At 49.4% G+C, this 22,260-nt stretch carries 21 protein-coding genes, 1 tRNA gene and 1 rRNA gene; 11 read left to right on the top strand and 12 right to left on the bottom strand.

From position 1 onward, the window contains the following. The 11 genes from B5E84_RS18465 to dnaA form a co-directional block, all read right to left on the bottom strand. A 16S ribosomal RNA gene (locus B5E84_RS18465) occupies window positions 1–222 on the bottom strand; the annotation flags it as partial. 441 nt (window positions 223–663) lie between these two features. Then, a tRNA-Ser gene (locus tag B5E84_RS18470) sits at window positions 664–751 on the bottom strand. A 285-nt stretch (window positions 752–1,036) separates the two neighbouring features. Continuing rightward, complete coding sequence (locus B5E84_RS18475; RefSeq protein ID WP_087225883.1) at window positions 1,037–1,750, bottom strand: lysophospholipid acyltransferase family protein; 714 nt, start codon at window positions 1,748–1,750, stop codon at window positions 1,037–1,039. Between the two features lie 9 nt (window positions 1,751–1,759). Next, complete coding sequence (locus B5E84_RS18480; protein ID WP_087225886.1) at window positions 1,760–2,311, bottom strand: Fe-S-containing hydro-lyase; 552 nt, start codon at window positions 2,309–2,311, stop codon at window positions 1,760–1,762. A gap of 38 nt (window positions 2,312–2,349) precedes the next feature. Beyond that, the gene (locus B5E84_RS18485) at window positions 2,350–3,189 is read right to left on the bottom strand and encodes a fumarate hydratase (RefSeq protein ID WP_087225889.1); all 840 of its coding nucleotides are present in this window, start codon (window positions 3,187–3,189) and stop codon (window positions 2,350–2,352) included. Between the two features lie 125 nt (window positions 3,190–3,314). Next, a complete protein-coding gene (gene gyrA / locus B5E84_RS18490; RefSeq protein ID WP_087225892.1) occupies window positions 3,315–5,831 on the bottom strand; it encodes a DNA gyrase subunit A in 2,517 nt (838 codons plus the stop codon). Window positions 5,832–5,843: 12 nt separating this feature from the next. After that, window positions 5,844–7,754, bottom strand: coding sequence for a DNA topoisomerase (ATP-hydrolyzing) subunit B (gene gyrB, locus B5E84_RS18495; protein ID WP_087225895.1), 1,911 nt, complete (start codon window positions 7,752–7,754; stop codon window positions 5,844–5,846). A 22-nt stretch (window positions 7,755–7,776) separates the two neighbouring features. Continuing rightward, window positions 7,777–8,862 (bottom strand): DNA replication/repair protein RecF, encoded by a 1,086-nt coding sequence (gene recF / locus B5E84_RS18500; RefSeq protein ID WP_087225897.1) that lies wholly within the window; start codon window positions 8,860–8,862, stop codon window positions 7,777–7,779. An 11-nt stretch (window positions 8,863–8,873) separates the two neighbouring features. Beyond that, window positions 8,874–9,083: an RNA-binding S4 domain-containing protein gene (locus B5E84_RS18505; RefSeq protein WP_087225899.1), complete on the bottom strand. Its 210-nt coding sequence runs from the start codon at window positions 9,081–9,083 to the stop codon at window positions 8,874–8,876. Window positions 9,084–9,107: 24 nt separating this feature from the next. Next, window positions 9,108–10,223 (bottom strand): DNA polymerase III subunit beta, encoded by a 1,116-nt coding sequence (gene dnaN / locus B5E84_RS18510; protein WP_087225902.1) that lies wholly within the window; start codon window positions 10,221–10,223, stop codon window positions 9,108–9,110. Window positions 10,224–10,470: 247 nt separating this feature from the next. Then, the gene (dnaA, locus tag B5E84_RS18515) at window positions 10,471–11,841 is read right to left on the bottom strand and encodes a chromosomal replication initiator protein DnaA (protein WP_087225905.1); all 1,371 of its coding nucleotides are present in this window, start codon (window positions 11,839–11,841) and stop codon (window positions 10,471–10,473) included. Window positions 11,842–12,268: 427 nt separating this feature from the next. On the opposite strand from dnaA, the gene B5E84_RS18520 reads away from it, so the two are divergent. From B5E84_RS18520 to B5E84_RS20725, 11 genes are all read left to right on the top strand, one after another. Beyond that, complete coding sequence (locus tag B5E84_RS18520) at window positions 12,269–12,901, top strand: ECF transporter S component (protein WP_087225908.1); 633 nt, start codon at window positions 12,269–12,271, stop codon at window positions 12,899–12,901. A gap of 152 nt (window positions 12,902–13,053) precedes the next feature. After that, window positions 13,054–13,188 (top strand): 50S ribosomal protein L34, encoded by a 135-nt coding sequence (rpmH, locus tag B5E84_RS18525; RefSeq protein WP_087225913.1) that lies wholly within the window; start codon window positions 13,054–13,056, stop codon window positions 13,186–13,188. A gap of 274 nt (window positions 13,189–13,462) precedes the next feature. Then, on the top strand, window positions 13,463–13,819 hold the full coding sequence (gene rnpA / locus B5E84_RS18530; RefSeq protein ID WP_087225915.1) for a ribonuclease P protein component: 357 nt from the start codon (window positions 13,463–13,465) through the stop codon (window positions 13,817–13,819). Continuing rightward, a complete protein-coding gene (gene yidD / locus B5E84_RS18535; protein ID WP_087225918.1) occupies window positions 13,816–14,031 on the top strand; it encodes a membrane protein insertion efficiency factor YidD in 216 nt (71 codons plus the stop codon). The genes rnpA and yidD overlap by 4 nt, the downstream gene beginning before the upstream one ends. A 17-nt stretch (window positions 14,032–14,048) precedes the next feature. Then, window positions 14,049–15,308 (top strand): YidC/Oxa1 family membrane protein insertase, encoded by a 1,260-nt coding sequence (locus tag B5E84_RS18540; protein ID WP_087225920.1) that lies wholly within the window; start codon window positions 14,049–14,051, stop codon window positions 15,306–15,308. 14 nt (window positions 15,309–15,322) lie between these two features. Further along, window positions 15,323–16,003 (top strand): RNA-binding cell elongation regulator Jag/EloR, encoded by a 681-nt coding sequence (gene jag, locus B5E84_RS18545; RefSeq protein ID WP_087225922.1) that lies wholly within the window; start codon window positions 15,323–15,325, stop codon window positions 16,001–16,003. 110 nt (window positions 16,004–16,113) lie between these two features. Next, entirely contained in the window at window positions 16,114–16,260 is a 147-nt protein-coding gene (locus B5E84_RS20720) for a hypothetical protein (protein ID WP_162612902.1), read from the top strand. 28 nt (window positions 16,261–16,288) lie between these two features. Next, window positions 16,289–17,665, top strand: a complete 1,377-nt coding sequence (mnmE, locus tag B5E84_RS18550) for a tRNA uridine-5-carboxymethylaminomethyl(34) synthesis GTPase MnmE (RefSeq protein WP_087225925.1) — start codon at window positions 16,289–16,291, stop codon at window positions 17,663–17,665. A gap of 141 nt (window positions 17,666–17,806) precedes the next feature. Next, window positions 17,807–19,693 (top strand): tRNA uridine-5-carboxymethylaminomethyl(34) synthesis enzyme MnmG, encoded by a 1,887-nt coding sequence (gene mnmG / locus B5E84_RS18555; RefSeq protein ID WP_087225928.1) that lies wholly within the window; start codon window positions 17,807–17,809, stop codon window positions 19,691–19,693. Between the two features lie 9 nt (window positions 19,694–19,702). Then, entirely contained in the window at window positions 19,703–20,428 is a 726-nt protein-coding gene (gene rsmG, locus B5E84_RS18560) for a 16S rRNA (guanine(527)-N(7))-methyltransferase RsmG (protein WP_087225931.1), read from the top strand. Window positions 20,429–20,763: 335 nt separating this feature from the next. Then, the gene (locus B5E84_RS20725; RefSeq protein WP_162612903.1) at window positions 20,764–20,901 is read left to right on the top strand and encodes a hypothetical protein; all 138 of its coding nucleotides are present in this window, start codon (window positions 20,764–20,766) and stop codon (window positions 20,899–20,901) included. Between the two features lie 498 nt (window positions 20,902–21,399). Here the strand turns inward: B5E84_RS20725 and B5E84_RS18565 are convergent. Next, on the bottom strand, window positions 21,400–22,260 hold an 861-nt coding region (locus tag B5E84_RS18565), incomplete at its 5' end, for an IS30 family transposase (protein ID WP_242963441.1).

Consider the following 22,260-nt stretch of genomic DNA (forward strand, 5'->3'; position numbering starts at 1 on the left):
TCACACTTGACCATGCGGTCCTGTGCGCTTATGCGGTATTAGCAGTCATTTCTAACTGTTATCCCCCTGTATGAGGCAGGTTACCCACGCGTTACTCACCCGTCCGCCGCTCAGTCTATTTCAATTCCATCCGAAAACTTCCTTGAAACAGCTTCGCTCGACTTGCATGTGTTAGGCACGCCGCCAGCGTTCATCCTGAGCCAGGATCAAACTCTCATGTTTAAGATTTGATCGGTTCAAAACTTTAGCTTGGCTATTGTTGTTAAACCTTCATTTACTTGGTTTCGTTCTGAATTTCTCATAAACCCAAGGCCGAAACAGCCTTTTGTTTTTAAGAATTTTCAGGGTTTTACATACTGTTTAATCTTCAATTATCAAGGTTCTTTGCTTTGTTGTTGCCTCAGCAGCAACTCTCTTATGTTATCACAAGTCGTTCGCTTTGTCAACAACTTTTTTTATTTTTTTGAGGAAGTTTTTCATTCCTCGTCGCTGTCGTTTTGCGCAGCGGTTATTGATTCTATCATAACTCGTTTGCTTTGTCAACAGCTTTTTGAAGTTTTTTTCAAACCTCATCGTTGTCGTTTTCGACAGCGGTTATTGATTCTATCATAACCATTCTGTTTTGTCAACAACTTTTTTTATTTTCTTTTCTTTCGAAAAGAGCGGAGAAAGAGGGATTTGAACCCTCGCGCCGGTTGCCCGACCTACACCCTTAGCAGGGGCGCCTCTTCGGCCTCTTGAGTATTTCTCCGAACCCACATTTTACAATATGGCGCACTTCGCAAGTGCATGAGTTATTATAAACGACAGTTGAAGGCTTGTCAAGCCGTTTTTTCCTTATTTTTTTAAATATTGTAACAGTTCAGCCATGCCATTCATAATTTGACGGATTTTTAAAATTGGCTAACGTTAAACATTATTAGCCGTCAAATTATTCATGTAGGGCGTCCGCCCTATAGAAACATATGGCAAAAAACTGCTTAGTGAGCAAGCTCCCACGCAGTATTTTGCCATATGTTTCTGCATGGCTGAACTGTTACCAAATATTTTGGTCGATTTTGTCCTGGATGCTGTCATGCACAATATCTGCGATTTCTACGGTCTTTTTTCCTATATATTGTTCCGGCATCAGAGGGGGAAGGAAGTGTACCTGCACGGTGCGTCTACCGATTCCGCCTTCATCAAATGGGCGGTAGCTGTCAATCAGGGCTACCGGGACAATGGGACAGCGGGCATTTACGGCGCTTTTGAAGGTTCCGGCTTTGAAAGGGAGAATCTGGTTGCCGTTTCGGCTCCTGGTGCCTTCCGGAAATATGACGTAGTTTCTCCCTTCTTTTACCTCCCGCGTCATCTGGCGGATGATTTCCATGGCGCTCTTGATGTCGTCACGATCAATGGCAATGCCGCGGAGAGCGCGCACCACCTGTTTTACCAGAAGGATGCCGGCGGCCTCTTTTTTGATGACCACACCAAAGGGATGGCTACTGGCCTCAATGAGGGCCAGCACGTCAAACAGTCCCTGATGGTTTGGAAACATGATGAAACCGTCCTGCTGCGGCAGATTTTCCACTCCGTATACCTGCACGCTGACCCGGCCGGTAATATTGATGGTTTCCACCATGCGGCGGATGTAGTCGTAGCGTTCCTGCTCGCTGTAGGGCGTGTCCTCCGCTCCCATGCGGACAATATGGGCAAACCAGAAGGGCGCCCGGAACAGGTTCCGGAACACCATCCATACAATTCTGTTCATACTGCGTTCCTATTCTTTTCTGTATTTTAATAATTCTGTCTCGTAAAGATTCTGTCCCGTGCTGTCAATGACCACCACGGCAGGGAAATCCTCCACTTCCAGGCGGCGGATGGCCTCTGTGCCCAGATCGTCATAGGCGATGACCTGGGAGTCTTTGATACATTTGGAGAGAATGGCTCCGGCTCCGCCGATCGCCGCGAAATAGACGGCACCGTTGCGGATAATGGCGTCAACCACCTCCGGACTGCGCTTTCCCTTTCCGATCATGGCGCCAAGGCCCAGATCCAGCAGCCTGGGCGTATATTTGTCCATACGGCTGGCGGTGGTGGGGCCGGCGGAACCGATGGGGCGTCCTTCCCTGGCGGGCGACGGGCCCATATAGTAGATCACATTTCCTTCCAGAGACAGCGGGAGCGTCTCCCCTCTGTCCAGAGTTTCATCCATGCGCTTGTGAGCGGCGTCCCTGGCTGTGTAAATGGTGCCGCTTATGTAAACGTAGTCCCCGGCCTTCAGCATGGCAGCTGTTTCTTTTGTAATCGGGGCCTGAATATGATATTCCATTTGATGCGCCTCCTTAAAAATGTATGGCTTGACCGCCCTTACAGAATCCGTTTGGCGTGGCGGTTTACGTGACAGCAGATGTTGACTGCCACCGGCAGTCCGGCAATGTGGGTGGGATAGGTCTCAATGTTGACCGCCAGGGCGGTGATGGCGCCGCCTAAGCCGCCGGGGCCGATGCCCAGGCCGTTGATACGGTTTAACATTTCCTGCTCCAGCTCCCTTACATAGGGAATGGGTGAAGATTCGTTTACATCCCTGGTCAGGGCGTGTTTGGCCATCAGGGCGCATTTTTCAAAGGTGCCGCCGATGCCCACGCCCACTACCATGGGCGGACAGGCGTTGGGGCCGGCATCCCGAACAGCGGTGAGAATGGCCTGTTTTACGCCCTCCAATCCGTCTGCCGGCTTTAACATAAAGATCCGGCTCATATTCTCGCTGCCAAATCCTTTGGGGGCCACGGTAATTTCCACCTGGTCTCCCGGCACCAGGGAGGTGTGCAGGACGGCGGGGGTGTTGTCCCTGGTGTTTTCCCGTTCGATGGGATCGCGGACCACGGATTTTCTCAGATAGCCTTCCTCATAGCCTAAGCGCACGCCCTCGTTCACCGCTGCCGTCAGATCTCCGTCAATGTGAACCTCCTGTCCCACATTTACAAACACCACTGCCATGCCCGTGTCCTGGCAAATGGGAATCTGATCCTGCTGCGCGATGTCCAGATTTTCCTTCAGCTGGCCGAAAATCATTTTTCCCAGGGGGGATTCCTCCTGGTCTGCCGCCGTTTCAAAGCGCTGCCTCATATCCGGAGACAGGCTGTAGTTTGCCTCAATGCACATATCTCTCACCGCCTGGGTGATCTGGGATGCCTGAATCTCTCTCACTGTTTCTTTCCCCTTTTCTGCCCGGTATACCTTTCCGGCCGGACGTATTTTGTGCTGGAATTTATTTCCTTATGCCTAAAATGGGGCAGCCGGTCTGCAACTGCCCCATTTTTGAAATGCTTATCCTATTCCTCTGTCTCCTCAGCCTCGGAAGACTCCTCGCCGTCTTCCTCATCTCCGTCGTCCGCCTCTTTATTCTCACTCTCACGGACTTTGGCAATGCTGGCTACGGTAATGTCGGAATCCTGCTCAATATTCATCAGCTTTACGCCGGAGGTGTTCCGGCCGTAGATGGAAATATCATTTACGGAAATCCGGATGATAATGCCCTCTGTGGTGATGAGCATAATATCCCTGTCGTCAAATACCAGCTTGGCGCCGATCAGATCGCCGGTCTTTTCCGTGATCTTATAGCAGAGAACGCCTTTTCCGCCTCTCTTTTGCGGCTTGAATTCGTCGATGTCGGTCCGTTTTCCCATGCCTTTTTCGGAAACCACAAGGAGGTATTCGCCCTGGGTATCCACCTGCATTCCCACGACCTGATCACCCTCATTTAAGTGCATACCGATCACGCCCATGGAAACACGGCCGGTCACGCGCACGTCCGTCTCGTGGAAACGGATGCACATTCCCTTCTTTGTCACCAGGAACACGTCTTTTTTATCGTCAGTGGCCTTTACCTCGATCAGCTCGTCGTCCTCCTTCAGCACAATGGCCTGGAGGCCGTTTTTGCGGACGTTTTCGTACTCCCGCATGGGGGTCTTTTTCACCATGCCGTTCTTGGTGGCCATGAGCAGGTATTCGTCCTCGCCGTACTCCTTCATGGGAATGATGGCGGTGATCTTCTCTCCCGGCAGGAGCTGAAGCAGGTTCACAATGGCCGTTCCTCTGGCGGTGCGGCCGGACTCCGGAATGTTGTACGCCTTTAAGCGGTATACGCGGCCGGAGTTGGTAAAGAACATGATATAGTGGTGGGTGGTGGTCATAAAGAGGTCTTCTATGTAGTCCTCCTCAATGGTCTGCATCCCCTTAATGCCCTTTCCGCCGCGGTTCTGACTCTTGAAGTTGTCAATGGCCATACGCTTGATGTAGCCTAAGTTGGTCATGGCGATGACGATGTCCTCGTTGGGGATGAGATCCTCGTCGCACATCTCGTCGTCAATGCCGATGGAGGTCCGGCGGTCATCGCCGTATTTGTCGGAGATCACCAGGATTTCCTCACGAATGACGCCAAGAAGGAGCTTTTCATCCGCCAGGATGGCGCGCAGACGCTCGATGGTCTTTTTAAGCTCGGCGTACTCCGCCTCGATTTTCTCCCGCTCCAGGCCGGTCAGGGTTCTCAGGCGCATATCAATGATGGCCTGGGCCTGGGCGTCGCTTAAGCCAAAACGCTCCATCAACTCCGCTTTTGCCCCCTGGGCCGTCCGGTTTCCGCGGACAATGCGGATGACCTCGTCAATATTGTCCAGGGCGATGAGCAGGCCCTCTAAAATGTGGGCGCGCTCCTCTGCCTTGTTTAAATCGTATTTTGTCCTTCTGGTCACCACGTCCTTCTGGTGATCCAGATAGTAGGTGAGCATCTGAAGGAGGTTTAAGACCTTCGGCTCGTTGTTTACCAGGGCCAGCATGATGACGCCGAAGGTGTCCTGAAGCTGGGTGTGCTTTAACAGCTGGTTTAACAGCACGTTGGCGTTTACGTCGCGGCGCAGCTCGATCACGACCCGGATGCCTTCCCGGTTGGACTCGTCCCGGATGTCGGTGATGCCGTCCACCCGCTTTTCCTTTACCAGCTCCACGATTTTCTCGATGAGGCGGGCTTTGTTTACCATGTAAGGCAGCTCAGTGACAATGATCTGGCTCTTGCCGTTTGACAGGGTCTCAATGTTGGTGACGGCGCGGACTTTGATCTTGCCGCGGCCGGTGCGGTAGGATTCTTCGATCCCCCGCCTTCCCAAAATGGTGGCGCCGGTGGGGAAATCCGGCCCTTTGACGATGTCCAGGATCTCGTCCATGTCTGTATCCCGGTCCTCGTTTACCCGGTTGTCAATGATCTTCACCACGGCGGCGATGATCTCCCGCAGGTTGTGAGGCGGGATATTGGTGGCCATGCCTACGGCGATGCCGGAGGTGCCGTTTGCCAGAAGGTTCGGGTATCTGGACGGGAGGACGGTGGGCTCTTTCTCCGTTTCGTCAAAGTTGGGGACAAAATCTACGGTGTCTTTGCCGATGTCCGCCAGCATTTCCATGGAAATCTTGGAAAGTCTGGCCTCGGTGTAACGCATGGCGGCAGCTCCGTCTCCGTCAATGGAGCCGAAGTTTCCGTGGCCGTCCACCAGCATATAGCGGGTAGACCATTTCTGGGCCATATTCACCAATGCTCCGTAGATGGAGCTGTCTCCGTGGGGGTGGTATTTACCCATGGTATCACCGACGATACGGGCACATTTCCTGTGAGGCTTGTCCGGACCGTTGTTTAACTCGATCATGGAGTAGAGGACACGCCTCTGCACCGGTTTCAAGCCGTCCCGCACGTCTGGGAGGGCTCTGGCCGCGATTACGCTCATGGCGTAGTCGATGTAGGATTTCTCCATGGTCTTTTTTAAGTCTATGTCGTGAACCTTGTCAAATACATTTGGTTCCATTTGGTCTCCTCCTTAAATATCCAGCGTTCCGTATTTCGCGTTTGCCTCGATAAACTCCCGGCGCGGTTCCACCTGATCTCCCATCAGGGTGGTAAAGGTCAGGTCGATTTCCGATGTGGTCTCCTCGTCCATGGTGACACGAAGGAGAATCCGCCTCTCCGGATCCATGGTGGTCTCCCAGAGCTGCTCGGCGTCCATCTCTCCCAGTCCTTTGTAGCGCTGGATCTTATTGCTGCTGTCGCGGCCGATTTCTTTTAAGATGTCATTGAGTTCCGCGTCGCTGTAGGCGTACCATACCCTTTTGTTCTTCTCAATCTTGTAGAGCGGCGGCTGGGCCAGGTATACATAGCCCTGCTTGATTAACTCCGGCATGAACCGGTAGATGAAGGTGAGCAGCAGGGTGCTGATGTGTGCCCCGTCCACGTCCGCATCGGTCATAATAATGATTTTGTGATAGCGCAGCTTGGTGATGTCGAAATCGTCGTGGATCCCCGTTCCGAAGGCGGTGATCATGGACTTGATCTCGGCGTTGCCGTAAATGCGGTCCAGGCGGGCCTTTTCCACGTTTAAGATCTTTCCGCGGAGAGGCAGAATGGCCTGGGTGCTCTTATCTCTGGCGTCCTTGGCGGAGCCGCCGGCGGAGTCTCCCTCTACCAGATAGATCTCGCAGCGCTCCGGATTTTTATCGGAGCAGTCCGCCAGCTTTCCGGGAAGGGCCATGCCCTCCAGAGCCGTCTTTCTTCTGGTCAGATCTCTGGCCTTTCTGGCCGCTGCCCTGGCGCGCTGGGCCAGGATGGATTTTTCCAGCATGGATTTGGCCACGGCCGGGTTCTGCTCCAGGAAATAGGTGAGCTGCTCGCTCACAATGCTGTCCACGGCGCCTCTGGCCTCGCTGTTTCCCAGTTTCTGTTTCGTCTGGCCCTCAAACTGGGGCTCAGAAATCTTCACGCTGATGATGGCGGTCAAGCCCTCTCGGATGTCCTCGCCGGATAAACTGTCCTCGCTGTCCTTTAAGAGCTTATTTTTCCGGGCGTAATCGTTAAACGTCTTTGTGAGGGCGTTTTTAAAGCCGGTGAGATGGGTGCCGCCCTCCGGGGTATTGATGTTGTTTACAAAGCTGTAGAGGTTTTCTGTGTAGGAATCGTTGTGCTGCATGGAAACCTCCACGTAGACTCCGTCCTTCATGCCCTCGCAGTAGATAACCTGGTCGTAAAGCGGGACCTTGCCCCTGTTTAAATAAGTGACAAACTCCCGGATTCCGCCCTCGTAGTGGAATGTCCTCTCGTGCTTTTCCTCTCTGTCGTCCCGAAGGATGATCTTTAAGTTTTTCGTCAGGAAGGCCGTCTCCCGCAGACGGATTTTTAATGTATCATAGTCAAAGACCGTCTCCTCGAAAATCTCCTTGTCCGGGTAGAAGGACACCTCCGTACCGTGAACGGACGGGTCGCACTCGCCCACTACTTTTAAGGGGTACATAACTTTGCCCCGCTCGTAGCGCTGCTGATAAATCTTTCCGTCCTGATAAATCCGTACCTCCAGCCACTCGGAAAGGGCGTTTACCACAGAGGCTCCCACGCCGTGAAGGCCACCGGAAACCTTATATCCCCCGCCGCCGAATTTTCCGCCGGCGTGCAGGATGGTAAATACCACCTCTACGGCGGGAATGCCCGCTTTTTTCTGGATTCCCACAGGGATTCCGCGGCCATTGTCCTTTACCGTGATGGAATTGTCGTGATTGATCTGTACGTCAATGGTGTTACAGAAGCCCGCGAGCGCTTCATCCACCGAATTATCGACGATTTCGTATACCAAATGATGAAGACCTCTGGCAGAGGTGCTGCCGATGTACATTCCCGGCCGCTTTCTGACCGCCTCCAAGCCCTCCAAGATTTGAATTTGATCTGCTCCGTATTCAGCACTCATGGTATATCCTCCTGTCTATATTCTAATTTTCGCTGGAAACGGTTCCTGCCGTCACGCGAAAAACCTTGTCTATGGGAAACCGGTGGTTGACGAACTCGTCCAGGCCGGTGCAGGTGATCACCGTCTGAATGTGCCCGATCCCGGCAAGCAGCTGGTTCTGCCGGCTGCTGTCCAGCTCTGACAGCACGTCGTCCAAAAGCAGGATGGGATAGTCCCGCACCAGCTTTTTTACAATCTCAATCTCCGCCAGCTTTAAGGACAGCGCTGTGGTGCGCTGCTGCCCCTGGGAGCCAAATTTGCGAATGTCAATGCCGTTTATGAGAAAACTGATGTCGTCCCGGTGGGGACCGGTCAGACTCGTCTTCTGGCGGATGTCCTGAGCCCGCCCCTGCATAAGCTCCCGCTCAAATTCCTCCGGGGCGGAGTTTGGCTCATAGTCGATCCGAAGTTCTTCCTTTTCCCCGGAAAGCTGCCGGTGGATGGAGCCAATGATCCCGTTTAACTCCTCAATAAATTCCCGGCGATACTCCATGACTTCCCGGCCGTACTGGACCATCTGCGCATCCCACACATCTAAGGTCGGCTCGTACTCCGGGTGAAAGGAAAGCTCCTTTAAGAGCTTATTTCTCTGGGTCACTACACGGTTGTACTGCACCAGGGAGTGGACATAGAGCTTATTAAGCTGACACAGCTCCAAATCAATGAAACGGCGCCGTTCTGCCGGGCCGTTTTTAATAATATTTAAGTCCTCCGGAGAGAAAAACACCACGTTTACGATGCCAAAAAGCTCGCTGGCGCGGCGTATGGGGATCCCGTTTACCGCCACGCCCTTGGGCTTGTTTTTCTTTAAGTGCATATCAATGCGGTAGGGAACTCCGTCTTTTTTCACCTGGAGCTTGATGTGGGACTCGTCCTCACCGAACCGGATCAGCTCCCGGTCCTTGCTGCTGCGATGGGATTTTGTGGTGCAGCAGACGTAGACGGATTCTAAAATATTGGTCTTTCCCTGAGCGTTGTCCCCGCAGAGGATGTTCGTCCCCTGGCTAAACTCCATATGTAATTCGCTGTAATTCCTGTAATTTTGCAGCTCGATGGATTCAATGTACATGGATTCCCTGCCTATGCCTCGATGCGGACGGTCTCTCCGTTGTATTCCACCACGTCGCCGCCGCGGAGCTTTTTCCCTCTCTGATATTCTGTCTGACCGTTGACCTTCACAAGCCCGTCTTCAATGAGGTGCTTGGCGTCCACGCCGGACTCAGCAAGGCCGGACGCTTTTAGCGCCTGGCCCAGCTTGATGTATTCGTCTCTCAGTTTGATGATTTCCATATGATCGCCTCTTTTTTATTTCATTTAGCCTTCCGCGATGAAGTTTACCGGAAGGATCAGGTAAATGTACTGTAATTCCTCGTCCCGGATAAAGCAGGGGGACTTGGGGTTCATCATGTAAAGTTCTACGTTTTCATCGTCGATGGCCCGCAGGGCGTCCACCAGAAACTTCGGGTTGAAGGCAATCATGATGTCACGGCCCGTCTTGTGGGCGGACACCTCGCCATTCATGGAACCGAAGGAGGATTTCACCTTCAGGCCGATCTCCGTGTCCGTCACATTCAGGATGATGGGCTTGCGGTCGCTCTCCCGAATCAGGATCATGGAGCGGTCGATGCTGTCCAGAAATTCCTTTTTGTTTACTGTAACTTTCGTTTCGTAATCGCTTGACAACATATTATCAATCTTGAAATACTCCCCTTCGATCAGCCGGGAAACCATGATGGTATCGTCAAACTCGAATAGGATGTGGTTCTTGCTGAAGTAGATCTGCACATCCTTTTCATTGTCGCCGCTTAAGATTTTGCTGATTTCAGTGAGAGTTTTGCCAGGAACGATCACTTTTATAGCGTCGTAGTTTTCTTTTAAGGTAATATTGCGGATGGAAATGCGGTGTCCGTCAAGGGATACCACCCGGAGCTTATTTTCCTTTACCTCAAAAAGCTCTCCGGACATCATTTTATTGCTGTCATTGACAGAAATGGAGAAAATGGTCTGGCGGATCGCTTCTTTTAAGGTGAACTGGGACAGGCAGATGTGGTGATCCCGTTCAATATAGGGAAGGTAGGAAAATTCTTCTCCATCCCGGCCCGGGATATTGAATACAGATTTTCCGCAGGAAATCGTGGTGTTAAACTTCTCGTCGGATTCGATGGAAATGGCGGAATCCTCCGTGGAGAGCTTACGGATAATCTCGTAAAACAGTTTCGCTTCCAGGGCGATTTTTCCTTTTTCCAGAATCAGGCCCTCAACCTTAGTCTCAATGCCCATTTCCATGTCGTTGGCAGTAAATTTGATCTCATTGGCGGAGGCGTCGATGAGGATGCACTCTAAAATGGACATTGTTGTCTTGGATGGAATGGCTTTGGATACAATATTGAGGCCATTCAGGATGGATTCTTTTTCAAACGTCAGTTTCATGATTGTTGATAACTCCTTTGCTGTGAAAATGGTGTGTGTTCGTGTGATATATAGTTAATTTTCGTCGCAATCGTCGTAGGGGGCGTGAATTTGTGTATAACCTGAGAATGCGCCTGAAATATGAGAAAATCCCATGTGAATAACCTTGTGAAAAAGGGTGAGAAACAATCTGAATAAATTCAGGTTTATCCACAAGGGATTTTGGCGCCTGAGTTTTACACAAGTTATACACAACCGATTCACAGGCCTATTGTGGAGAAATTTTCTTCTTTAAAATGTCGATGGTGTTCTGTAAGGAGGCGTCTGTTTTTAATTCCTCCGTGATCTTGTCCACGCCGTGCATGATGGTGGTGTGGTCGCGGCCGCCTAAGGCGCGGCCTACCTCCTGAAGCGGAATGTTTAGCATATTCCGGCAGAGGTACATCACCACCTGACGGGGGCGGGCAATGTTGCGGCTGCGTTTCTGGGAGATGATCTCCTCCGGAGACACCTCGTACTGTTCCGCCACCATGCTCACGATGTATTCAGGGGTAATATTTTTCACTTCTCCCGGAGAAATCAGGTCTTTTAAGGCTTCCTCCGCCAGCTCGATGGTAATTTCCTTCTTATTTAATTTGGAAAGGGCCACGATTTTGGTGAGGGCGCCTTCCAGCTCACGGATGTTGGATTTAATGTTGGTGGCTATGTATTTGATCACCTCGTTGTCGATGTTATAGCCTTCCAACTCCTCTTTTTTGCGCAGGATCGCCATTCTGGTCTCATAATCCGGGGACTGGATGTCCACAGTGAGGCCCCACTCGAAACGGGAGCGAAGGCGTTCCTCCAGGGTTTCGATCTCCTTGGGCGGTTTATCCGAGGAGATGATGATCTGCTTTTTCGACTCATACAGGGCATTGAAGGTGTGGAAAAATTCCTCCTGGGTACTTTCCTTGCCGATGATGAACTGGATGTCGTCGATGAGCAGAACGTCGTTGTTCCTGTATTTTTCCCGGAATTCGGTGGTGGATATATTGTTTTTGTTCCGGATGGCGTCGATCAGCTCGTTGGTGAATTTTTCACTGGTTACGTAGAGGATCTTGGCCTTGGGGTTGTTTTTTAAAATAAAGTGGGCGATGGAGTGCATCAGGTGCGTTTTTCCAAGTCCCACGCCTCCGTAAATAAACAGAGGGTTATAGATTTCCCCCGGAGATTCGGCCACGGCTAAGGAAGCGGCGTGGGCCAGATTGTTATTGGCGCCGACGACGAAGGTGTCGAAGGTATAGCGGGGGTTTAAGTTCGCGTTTTGAATGGCGGCCAGGCTGACTTCCTGGTTTTTGGTGTTTATGAGGGGTTCCTCAGGCTCCGGTTCCTGTTTTGCCACGTCATCCTCCGCGATAAAGGCCACCTCGCAGGAGATCCCGGTGACTTCCTCGATGGAGATCTGCAGCAGGCGGGAGTATTTTTTCTTCACATAGCTCAAAAATTCCTTCTCCGGAACCAGCAGATAGAGTGTGCCTTGTTCATAAGAGTAGAGCTTTAACGGCATCAGCCAGGTGGCGAAGGACACGTCGGAAACCTCATGCTCTTTTTTTAAAAAATTTAGTATTTCATCCCATTTTTCCTGCAGTTTCTTTATCATCTTGATTCTCCTAAAATCGTTATTGCGCAGATTGACCCAATCTAATTCTATTTTATACTAAACCGGCTCTTTTTTCAATGTAAAATATTTATCCTCAAAAATGGGCAATTTTATCCACAAATCTGTGGATAACGTGTTTCACATATCCACAGTCGGTTTCCACAGAAGTTATCCACCAATTAATCCACATATTGTGGATAAAAAATAAAAAGTGTGCAAATTATTGGGTTTTGCGGCTGTGGAAAACCCTGGGAGTTTATGTGGAACAGTTTGTGGGCAGGTGTGGAAAATGGAAAATGAGAGGAAAATTTTTTTGTGGACGGGCTGTGGAAAAGGGATTGCCAGGCGGGAGCTTATGGAGTATAATGCCTCTGGTATCAAAAGCATTGTATCTTTACAAAAAGAACAGTAGCAGGAGGTAGAAAAATTGAATACGGTAAAGAGAACGAGAGACATGGTAATGATGGCGGCTCTGGTGGCAATTATGCTGCTTATGACAGTCGTCCCGGTACTGGGCTACATACCCCTTGGGTTTATGAATGCCACAATCATCCACATTCCCGTCATTGTCGGAGCCATATTGCTTGGACCGAAAAAGGGCGCGGTACTCGGATTGGTATTTGGATTCACCAGTATGTGGAAGAACACGGCGCTGATGCCGAATCTGACTTCTTTTGTGTTTACTCCCTTTATCACCATGCCGGACGGCGGCAGCGGCGGGATCCGCAGTGTGATCATCTGCCTGATTCCCAGAATGCTCATCGGAGTTGTGGGCTATTACGCTTACCGGGCAGTGTTAGCGGTATGGAAACAGAAGAAAAAGCTGGCCCTCACTGTAGCGGGAGTGGCAGGCTCGATCACCAACACTCTTTTGGTGATGAACCTGATTTATTTCCTTTTTGGAAACACTTACGCGGAGGCGGCGCGAATGAATGTGGAGAATGGATTGTACGCCGTTATTCTCGGCGTGATCTGTTTAAATGGAATCCCGGAGGCGATTTTGGCCGGGGTTTTGACGGCACTGATTGTGTCGGCCCTTTGGAAGGTGAAAAAAGATTAGGAAAAGGGATATTTTTTCCGGTTTTTTGAGAAGTTTTGCTTGACTTGGCGGGCGCCTTTCTTTATAATGGAAACGATGTTTAACTAAAATAGTCTGAATATGTTTATCGAAAACAACAGATAATTGACTATCATAGAGGAGGTGTCCGTGTTATGAAGATGACTTTCCAGCCGAAAAAGAGACAGAGAGCGAAAGTTCATGGTTTTAGAGCCAGAATGAGCAGCGCAGGCGGAAGAAAAGTTTTAGCTGCGAGGAGAGCAAAAGGAAGAGCAAAATTATCAGCTTAATGAACCAGGCCGCAAGTAACATTGTGGCCTTTTCTTTTCTTATTTTTTATACTGTCACTGGAAACGCAGTTTCCTATGACAGAAAGTTTCTGGCGGGAGGCGTGCTCTGCGCAGAGGGAGATGGCTGCTGGCGCAGCCGTGTTTCGGCGTGAGTGTGCGCTACAGCGCAGAGGAAAATGGCTGCTGACGCAGCCGCGCTCTGGCGCGAGTGTGCGCTGTAGCGCACACTTTTTGTATTAATATTAATTTTTTTGTAAATCAGGTATCGTTTAAAATGAAAAGATTTCATTCGATCAAAAAGAACGGGGATTTTCAGCTTGTCTACGGGACTGGGAAGTCCTTTGCCAACCGTTTTCTGGTCATGTATGTGCGGGAGACGGGGAGAGATCACTCCAGGGTGGGGATTTCCGTGAGTAAAAAAGTAGGCAACAGCGTGGTGCGTCACCGGATGGCCAGGCTGGTGCGGGAAAGCTTTCGTTTAAGCGAGGACGTATTGAGGACAGGGTTGGACATCGTGGTCGTGGTCAGGCCCGCGGCCAAAAATGAAAATTTCAAAGGAATCGAAGGGGCTTTTAAGCACCTGTGCGGACTGCATAACATTTTTTTGGAGAATCGAAGTGAACAGGTATGATAAAAAAACTGATGATTAAAATGATACGGGGGTATCAGATTTTTTTGTCCCCGTTGAAGATGCACGTTCACTGTATTTACACGCCTACGTGTTCTCAATACGCCATTGAGGCACTGGAAAAGTACGGCGTAGTAAAAGGCTCATGGCTGGCAGTGCGGAGGATTCTCAGATGTCATCCGTTTGCCAAAGGCGGTTATGATCCGGTTCCGTGATTTGAGGAGGTAGCGTATTGGACTTTTTAGTTGCGACAAAAATCGGAGGATTTCTGGGGCCGTTTGCGGAAATCTTAGGTTACATCATGGACGCCATTTTCCGGTTTACCAGTATGTTTGGCGTCATGAATATCGGCGTATGTATTATTTTATTTACGTTGATCGTAAAAGTCCTGATGTTCCCGCTGACTGTGAAACAGCAGAAATTTACAAAGCTGAACGCGGTTATGCAGCCGGAAATTCAGGCAATTCAGAAGAAATATCAGGGGAAGAATGACCAGGATTCCATGATGAAGATGAACGTGGAGACGAGAGCGGTATATGAGAAATATGGCGTTTCCATGACGGGCGGCTGCCTGCAGCTGGTGATCCAGCTCCCCATCCTGTTAGCCCTGTACCGTGTGATTTACAATATTCCGGCTTATGTAAGCTCTGTGGGAGATATTTTCTACGGAGTGGCGGACAAGCTTTTGGGTACAGTCGGCGGGGATGTTCAGGTGCTGGCAAATCAGCTGAACGATTTTGCTACGGCAAATAAGGTAAATTTGTCTCTGATCAGCAATTTCGCCACGGAGCCGACTAACGCGAAGATCGTGGATTTCCTTTATAAACTGAATCCCACTCAGTGGGGGCTGCTGCAGGATCAGTATCAGGTGATTGACAGCGCGTCCATCGAGTTGGTGGAAAAAATGAATTCCTTCTTAGGAATCAACCTGGCGTCCACGCCCTGGCAGGGAATGATGCCGAATCTGGCATGGCTGATCCCGATTCTGGCAGGTCTGACCCAGTGGTACAGCACAAAGCTGATGAGCAGCAACCAGAAGATGAGCGATGACGCTCCCGGCGCCAGCATGATGAAACAGATGAATATCATGATGCCGCTGATGTCTGTGTTCTTCTGTTTCACGTTCCCGGCAGGTATCGGTATTTACTGGATCGCCCAGTCTGTATTTATGATCATCCAGCAGTGGATTATCAACCGCCATCTGAACAACATTGATGTGGACGAGATGGTGAAGAAAAACATGGAGAAAGCCAACGCAAAGCGGGCAAAGAAAGGCCTGCCGCCTCAGAAGATTTCTCAGAACGCGTCTGTCAGCTTAAAGCAGATGCAGGCTGAGGAGGAGAAACGGGAGAAGGCGCTGGAGGCGAAGAAGGCCAGAACGGCGGAGCAGGTGAAGGAGTCCACAGAATATTATAACAAGGATCCCAAGCCCGGCAGCCTGGCAGCGAAGGCGAATATGGTGAAAAAGTATAACGAAAAGCACAATAAATAGGGGAGGGCTGTTTTATGGAAATGATCACTATTTCTGCGAAGACCGAGGATGAGGCTACCATCAAGGCAGCCATGCAGCTGCAGACGACCCGTGATAAGCTGGAATATGAAGTGATTGACAAGGGCAGCGCAGGATTTTTGGGAATCGGCGCCAGGCCAGTGATCATCCGGGTGAAAAAGAAAATGTCCCTGGAGGATGTGGCCATAGACTTCCTGAACCAGCTTTTTGAGACTATGAACATGACGGTGCAGATTACTGCCTCCTATAACGGGGAGGAGAGAGAGCTGTCCGTAAATATGGAAGGAACGGATATGGGCGTTCTCATCGGCAAGAGAGGACAGACCCTGGATTCCCTCCAGTACCTGGTCAGCCTTGTGGTGAATAAGAACAGGGAGGACGAGGGCCATATCCGGGTGAAACTGGATACGGAGAATTACCGGGAGAGAAGAAAGGAAACGCTGGAGAACCTGGCGAAGAATATCGCCTACAAGGTGAAACGGACGAAGAAACCGGTTTCCTTAGAGCCGATGAATCCATATGAGAGAAGGATTATTCATTCCTCCCTTCAGAATGACAAGTACGTAACGACGAGAAGTGAGGGCGAGGAGCCGTTCCGTCATATTGTGATTTTCCTGAAAAAAGAGGGATTTCGCAGAGGCGGGAGATATAATGAGGCGGCGGCGTCCAAGCAGTAATGTCCATAAGAGAGGCTGTTGAAGAAACGGTTTAGAAAAAAATTGGAAAAAAGTGAGGAAAAGCCAGGTTGAAGGGTCAGCCTGGCTTTTCGTTTTGGGGGAGATATGGTATGATATGGGGAGGGTTTGGGGGGATGTGTTTTTGGGGGATACTATTTTGGGAGATGGGATTTGGGAAAGAGTTGGAAAGGGATAGTTCAGGGGTTGTAGAAGAAATGTGGATAGGTTTTGAAAATGGTTTGAGAATCCGGGAATGAGGCCGGAGAAGAAGATTGGAATGAGAATATGAGGAAAACAGATACGATTGCGGCGGTGGCGACTGCGATGAGCAGTTCCGGCATCGGGATTGTGAGAATCAGCGGTGACGAGGCGTTTGACGTGATTTTGCGGATCTTTCGGAGAAAGAATGGAAAGGCGCCGGCAGAGTTGAAGTCTCACCGGGTGTATTATGGATATATTTATGACGGCGAAGAACGGCTGGACGAGGTGTTGGTGCTGGTGATGAAGGGGCCCCACAGCTATACGGCGGAGGATACGGTGGAAATCGACTGTCACGGCGGTGTGCTGATGATGAAACGAATCCTGGAGACGGTGCTAAAATATGGCGCGAGGCCGGCGGAACCAGGTGAGTTTACGAAACGGGCGTTTTTAAACGGACGGATTGATTTGTCCCAGGCGGAGGCGGTGATTGATGTGATCAACGCCAAGAATCAGTATGCACTGAAATCATCGGTGAGCCAATTAAGCGGGGCAGTTTCGGAAAGAATCCGGGATATGAGAGGGAAGATTCTTTATGAGATCGCGTTTATCGAGTCGGCTTTGGATGATCCGGAACATATTTCCCTGGATGGATACGGAGAACGGCTGAGGGAGACGCTAAAGCCTCTGGCTGAGGAAACGGCCCGTCTGATCCGGTCGGCGGATGATGGAAGAATTATGGTGGAAGGCATTAAAACGGTGATTCTTGGAAAGCCGAACGCCGGAAAATCGTCCCTGATGAATGTGCTTTTGGGCGAGGAACGGGCGATTGTGACGGATATTGCGGGGACGACCAGGGATATTCTGGAGGAACATATCCGTATGCAGGGGATCAGCTTAAATATTGTAGACACCGCGGGCATCCGGGAGACGGAGGACGTGGTGGAGAAAATCGGCGTAGACCGGGCAAAACAGACGGCGGCGGAGGCGGATCTCATCATTTATGTGGTGGATGGTTCCTGTCCATTGGATGAAAATGACCGCCGGATCATGGAGATGGTCCGTGACCGGAAATGCATAGTGCTGCTCAATAAGACGGATCTGGAGCAGGAGGTAACCGCGGAGGAGCTGGAACAGCTTTCCGGAAAACGGGTAGTGCCGGTTTCCGCGAAGGAAAGAACGGGGATTGAGGAGCTGGAACAGGAGATTAAGGAGCTGTTTTACCACGGGGAGCTGAATTTTAACGATGAAGTGTATATCACCAATGTGCGGCAAAAGGCGGCGCTGGAGGAGACGCTGGAGAGCTTAAAGATGGTGCAGCAGAGTATTGACAGCGGGATGCCGGAGGATTTTTACTCCATTGATCTGATGAATGCGTATGAGCAGCTGGGACTGATTATTGGAGAGGCCGTGGAGGATGATTTGGTAAATGAGATATTTGGGAAGTTTTGTATGGGAAAGTAAGTGAGTGGTTGAAAAGGGGAGAGCGGAGATGGATGTGGGGCGTCAATACAATTTGTAAGAGGAATTGTAAGGAATAAAAGGAAATTAGAACATATGTTCTGATTTGGGCTGACATAAATTTGAAATGAGGAAGATAAAGATATGCCAAATGTGGAAGAAACATATGACATTGTGGTGGTAGGCGCTGGGCACGCTGGCTGTGAGGCGGCGTTGGCCTGTGCCAGACTGGGACTGGAAACCGTTATGTTTACGGTAAGTGTGGACAGTATCGCGCTGATGCCCTGTAATCCCAATATTGGAGGGAGCTCAAAGGGACATCTGGTGCGGGAATTGGATGCCCTGGGCGGCGAGATGGGAAAAAATATAGATAAGACATTTATTCAGTCAAAAATGCTGAATGAATCTAAGGGACCGGCAGTTCATTCTCTCCGGGCACAGGCGGATAAGCAGGATTATACAAGAGAGATGAGACGGACGCTGGAGAATACAGATCATTTGACGATTCGCCAGGCGGAAGTGACAGAAATTATCGTGGAAGATGGGAGGCTCACCGGGGTGAAGACGTTTTCCGGTGCAGTATATCATTGTAAAGCAGCGGTATTGGCCACAGGGACATATCTGAAGGCAAGGTGCATCTACGGAGATGTGAGCAGCTATACGGGGCCGAATGGGCTGCAGGCCGCGAATCATCTCACGGATTCACTGATTGCCAACGGGATTGAAATGTATCGGTTTAAAACGGGGACACCGGCCAGAGTGGATAAGAGGAGCATTGACTTTTCCAAGATGGAGGAACAGTTTGGAGATGAGAGAGTTGTGCCATTTTCCTTTTCAACAGATCCGGAAACGGTGCAGAAGGATCAGGTTTCCTGCTGGCTGACCTATACGAATGAGGAGACGCATCGGATTATTCGGGACAATCTGGATCGGTCGCCGCTGTTTTCCGGCGCAATAGAGGGAACAGGACCGAGATATTGTCCGTCTATAGAGGATAAAGTGGTAAAATTTCCTGATAAAAACCGGCATCAGGTGTTTGTGGAGCCGGAGGGACTGTATACTAACGAAATGTATCTGGGAGGTATGTCCAGTTCACTGCCGGAAGATGTCCAGTATGCCATGTATCGGACCGTACCGGGGCTGGAGAATGTGAAAATCGTGCGAAATGCTTACGCGATTGAGTATGATTGTATTAATTCCAGACAGTTGAACGCTACATTGGAGTTTAAAAATATCAAGGGATTATTCAGCGGCGGTCAGTTTAACGGCAGTTCTGGATATGAGGAAGCGGCAGTTCAGGGATTCATGGCGGGAGTCAATGCGGCTATGGAGGTGCTGGGACGGGAGCCTTATGTGCTGGATCGCTCACAGGCGTATATTGGTGTTTTGATTGATGATCTGGTGACGAAGGAGAATCATGAGCCATATCGGATGATGACGTCCAGAGCGGAGTACCGGCTGCTTCTCAGACAGGATAATGCGGATTTGCGGCTGATGAAAATTGGTCACGAGATCGGTTTGGTGGATGATCAGACGTATGAAAGGCTGATTTGGAAGGAAAAAGCCATCGAAGATGAAATGGAGCGGTTGGAAAAGGCGGTAGTCGGTGCCAATGAGAAGGTTCAGAGGTTTTTGACAGAGCATGATAGTACACCTTTGAAATCGGGAAGTACGCTGGCGGAGCTGGTGAGACGGCCGGAATTAGACTATTTTACCTTAGCTGAACTGGATGATAGGAGGCCGGAGCTGCCTTATGATGTGGCAGAGCAGGTCAATATTAATATAAAATATGCTGGATATATCAAACGGCAGCAGCAGCAGGTGGCGCAATTTAAGAAATTGGAAAATAAGAGGCTGGATCAGGACTTTGATTATTCAGAGGTGCCCAGTTTAAGGCGGGAGGCAGTACAGAAACTGAATTTGTATAAGCCGATGAATATTGGTCAGGCATCCAGAATTTCTGGTGTTTCACCGGCGGATATTTCGGTACTGTTGGTGTATTTGGAACAGTTGAGACATCAGCGGAGATAGAGGTAGTATATGATAAAAGAGTTTGCGTTGCAGATGGAGAAGGAGCTGGACGGGAAGGTCGTGCTTTCTGAAAGGCAAATGGAACAGTTTTTCCGGTATTATGAGCTGCTTACAGAATGGAATCAGGTGATGAACCTTACGGCGATCACGGAGATGCCGGAAGTGGTAACAAAACATTTTGTGGACAGTCTGGCGCTGGTACAGGCAGTTCCGGAGATTGGAAATGGCAGCTGGAAGGTAATTGATGTGGGAACCGGGGCGGGATTTCCTGGGTTGCCATTGAAAATTGCTTATCCGGAGCTGAAGATTACACTGTTGGATTCTCTGAATAAACGAATTAAGTTTTTGGGAGAGGTAACAGCGCAGCTAGGCCTGAAAGATGTAGAAATGGTGCATGGACGGGCAGAAGATTTTGGCCGTGATAAAGGATACAGGGAACAGTATGATTTCTGTGTATCGAGAGCTGTGGCGAATTTGGCTACTTTGTCAGAATATTGTTTGCCTTTTGTAAAGGTTGGCGGCTGTTTTGTTCCTTATAAGTCTGGAAAGTTGGAGGAGGAACTGAAGGCTGGAGATGGAGCGTTGGAAAAATTAGGGAGTGAAGTGGAACGCATCGTGAAGTTTACACTGCCAAATGAGGATGAGAGAAATTTGGTGGTGGTGAGGAAAAAGAAGGTATTGAGTAAGAAATATCCCAGAAAAGCTGGGGTGCCGGGGAAGGAGCCGTTGAGATAGAGAGAAATAAGGGGGATTTGGAGGAACAGGGGAGAGTAGATATCAGAGGAAACGGAAGAAGGAAGAGAGAGTTCGAGGCAGGACTGGTTTTTTGAGAGGTGCTGTTTCGGACTCTTTTTTGTTATGTAGGGGATTTGCTTTGTGGGGGAAGGGGCTTGGTCTTGATGAGAGAGGGGAAGTGTTGGCGTAGGTGAATGGGGATGGAGGAAGAGGAAAGATGTTTCACGTGAAACATTAGGGGTAAGATTTAGTGTGGGATGAGTTTAGTAGTGGGATGGAGAGGAAGGAGAAAATGTTTCACGTGAAACATTTGGAAAAGAAATGAGGAAGTGGGGGTGGGAAAAGTAAGAGAGAGAGATGAGGAGATAATTAAAGATAAAGCAGTTTTTGAAGTGTTTGATTTGAAAGGTTTTTGGGAACTGGTGGGATGGAAAAATGGGGATGTTTCACGTGAAACATTTGGAAAAAACTGAGGGAGTGGAGGGCGGAAGGAAACGTAAGAGAGAGGAATGAAGGAATAATCAGGAATAAAACAGTTTTTGAGGTGTTTGATTTGAAAGGTTTTTGGAAGATGGTGGGATGGAAAACGGGAATGTTTCACGTGAAACATTATAATATTTCCATTATAAATAATATCTTAAATTGTGTTACTCATTTTGTTTTTGTATATTAGTTAAAAGTTCTTATTATATATGGATATGTGTTAATATATTTAAAATGCGCACGTGAATTGAAAAAGTAAAGTCTGTATGTAAGACTTAATGCAATATATATGAAAAATTCCGTATAAAACAGGAACTTTTTGTGGATGAATCGCTATCCTTGTGGTAAACTAATACCAAATTTATAAGAAAAGCTCCATTTTAGGGTATACGAAACAGACCTCTGGAAGGGGTGTATGAAAAAGTAACTTCCACAGGCTTGGAGAATAATTATCCGGTTTCTGCCCGATGGCGTTTCTTATAGATTGATTAGTGGATGAGCAGCTTCGGTGATAGCGTCACTTGGTCAGGGGCGATATACCGGAGCTGCATTTTTTTCAGTATTTCCGGCCCAATGGTTTTCATTGCCAGTTCGTAAGGGGTTCTCCCGTTAAGCCGTTTTCTTGGGGCATTGTTGATGTGGTCTACACATTTTCGGACATCCCATTGGGTAAGGTTTGTAAAAACGGTTCCTTTGGGCAGGATCATTCGGAGCATCGTGTGCACGTTCTCAATTCCAGCCTTTTGGTTGCTGCGCATGGGGTCACAATAAAAAATACTGGTACGAGGAGTCCCGTCAGGGCCATGTTCCAGATCATCCGGCTTTCCGAATTCCTGACCGCGATCCGTAAGGATGACCGGCATAAGGAAAGAAAATTCATAAGCATCACCTAATACAGACTGTAGATGTTCAAAGACTGCTTTTACAGAGCCTGGGGAACATCGGTCCATCAGATGGGCCCAGAACAGTTCAATCGCTGGGAAATAAAAGGTAAGGATACATTTTGAAGAACCATTCGCAGAAAGAACCGTGTCCATTTCCCAAAAATCCAGTTCATCCGCATGGCTGTCTTTAAAGTCCTTATAAGTACGCCCGATAAAAATCTCCTTGTCCAGGATCTGTTTGTTATGGGTAGCCCTTTTTTTGAACTTGACTTTCCGTTTCAAATCCACATTTCTGGTCAGCAGGAGATTTTGGTCAATGTAGTTGTATAGGGTTTTTACTGAAATTCCCAATTCAGGATGGTTGGCAAGGATCATATATGGGGACTGCCCCTGCTGGATCAAAGGTCTTACCGTACCGTCGAGAGCCCGGAGTTCCTTTGGTGTCAGGTTCACCCCGGAACGGGC

Source organism: Lachnoclostridium sp. An14, from assembly GCF_002160755.1.
In the GTDB taxonomy this organism is placed as follows: Bacteria; Bacillota; Clostridia; order Lachnospirales; family Lachnospiraceae; genus Lachnoclostridium_A.

Bases quoted from the DNA above. Each gene is read 5' to 3' on its own strand.
- B5E84_RS18505 (WP_087225899.1), bottom strand. From the start codon at position 9,083: ATGGAAATCATCAAACTGAGAGACGAATACATCAAGCTGGGCCAGGCG.
- dnaN (WP_087225902.1), bottom strand. From the start codon at position 10,223: ATGAAACTGACGTTTGAAAAAGAATCCATCCTGAATGGCCTCAATATT.
- rpmH (WP_087225913.1), top strand. From the start codon at position 13,054: ATGAAGATGACTTTCCAGCCGAAAAAGAGACAGAGAGCGAAAGTTCAT.
- rnpA (WP_087225915.1), top strand. From the start codon at position 13,463: ATGAAAAGATTTCATTCGATCAAAAAGAACGGGGATTTTCAGCTTGTC.
- gyrB (WP_087225895.1), bottom strand. From the start codon at position 7,754: ATGAGTGCTGAATACGGAGCAGATCAAATTCAAATCTTGGAGGGCTTG.
- rsmG (WP_087225931.1), top strand. From the start codon at position 19,703: ATGATAAAAGAGTTTGCGTTGCAGATGGAGAAGGAGCTGGACGGGAAG.
- gyrA (WP_087225892.1), bottom strand. From the start codon at position 5,831: ATGGAACCAAATGTATTTGACAAGGTTCACGACATAGACTTAAAAAAG.
- recF (WP_087225897.1), bottom strand. From the start codon at position 8,862: ATGTACATTGAATCCATCGAGCTGCAAAATTACAGGAATTACAGCGAA.
- dnaA (WP_087225905.1), bottom strand. From the start codon at position 11,841: ATGATAAAGAAACTGCAGGAAAAATGGGATGAAATACTAAATTTTTTA.
- yidD (WP_087225918.1), top strand. From the start codon at position 13,816: ATGATAAAAAAACTGATGATTAAAATGATACGGGGGTATCAGATTTTT.
- B5E84_RS20720 (WP_162612902.1), top strand. From the start codon at position 16,114: ATGATATGGGGAGGGTTTGGGGGGATGTGTTTTTGGGGGATACTATTT.
- B5E84_RS18480 (WP_087225886.1), bottom strand. From the start codon at position 2,311: ATGGAATATCATATTCAGGCCCCGATTACAAAAGAAACAGCTGCCATG.
- jag (WP_087225922.1), top strand. From the start codon at position 15,323: ATGGAAATGATCACTATTTCTGCGAAGACCGAGGATGAGGCTACCATC.
- mnmG (WP_087225928.1), top strand. From the start codon at position 17,807: ATGCCAAATGTGGAAGAAACATATGACATTGTGGTGGTAGGCGCTGGG.
- mnmE (WP_087225925.1), top strand. From the start codon at position 16,289: ATGAGGAAAACAGATACGATTGCGGCGGTGGCGACTGCGATGAGCAGT.
- B5E84_RS18475 (WP_087225883.1), bottom strand. From the start codon at position 1,750: ATGAACAGAATTGTATGGATGGTGTTCCGGAACCTGTTCCGGGCGCCC.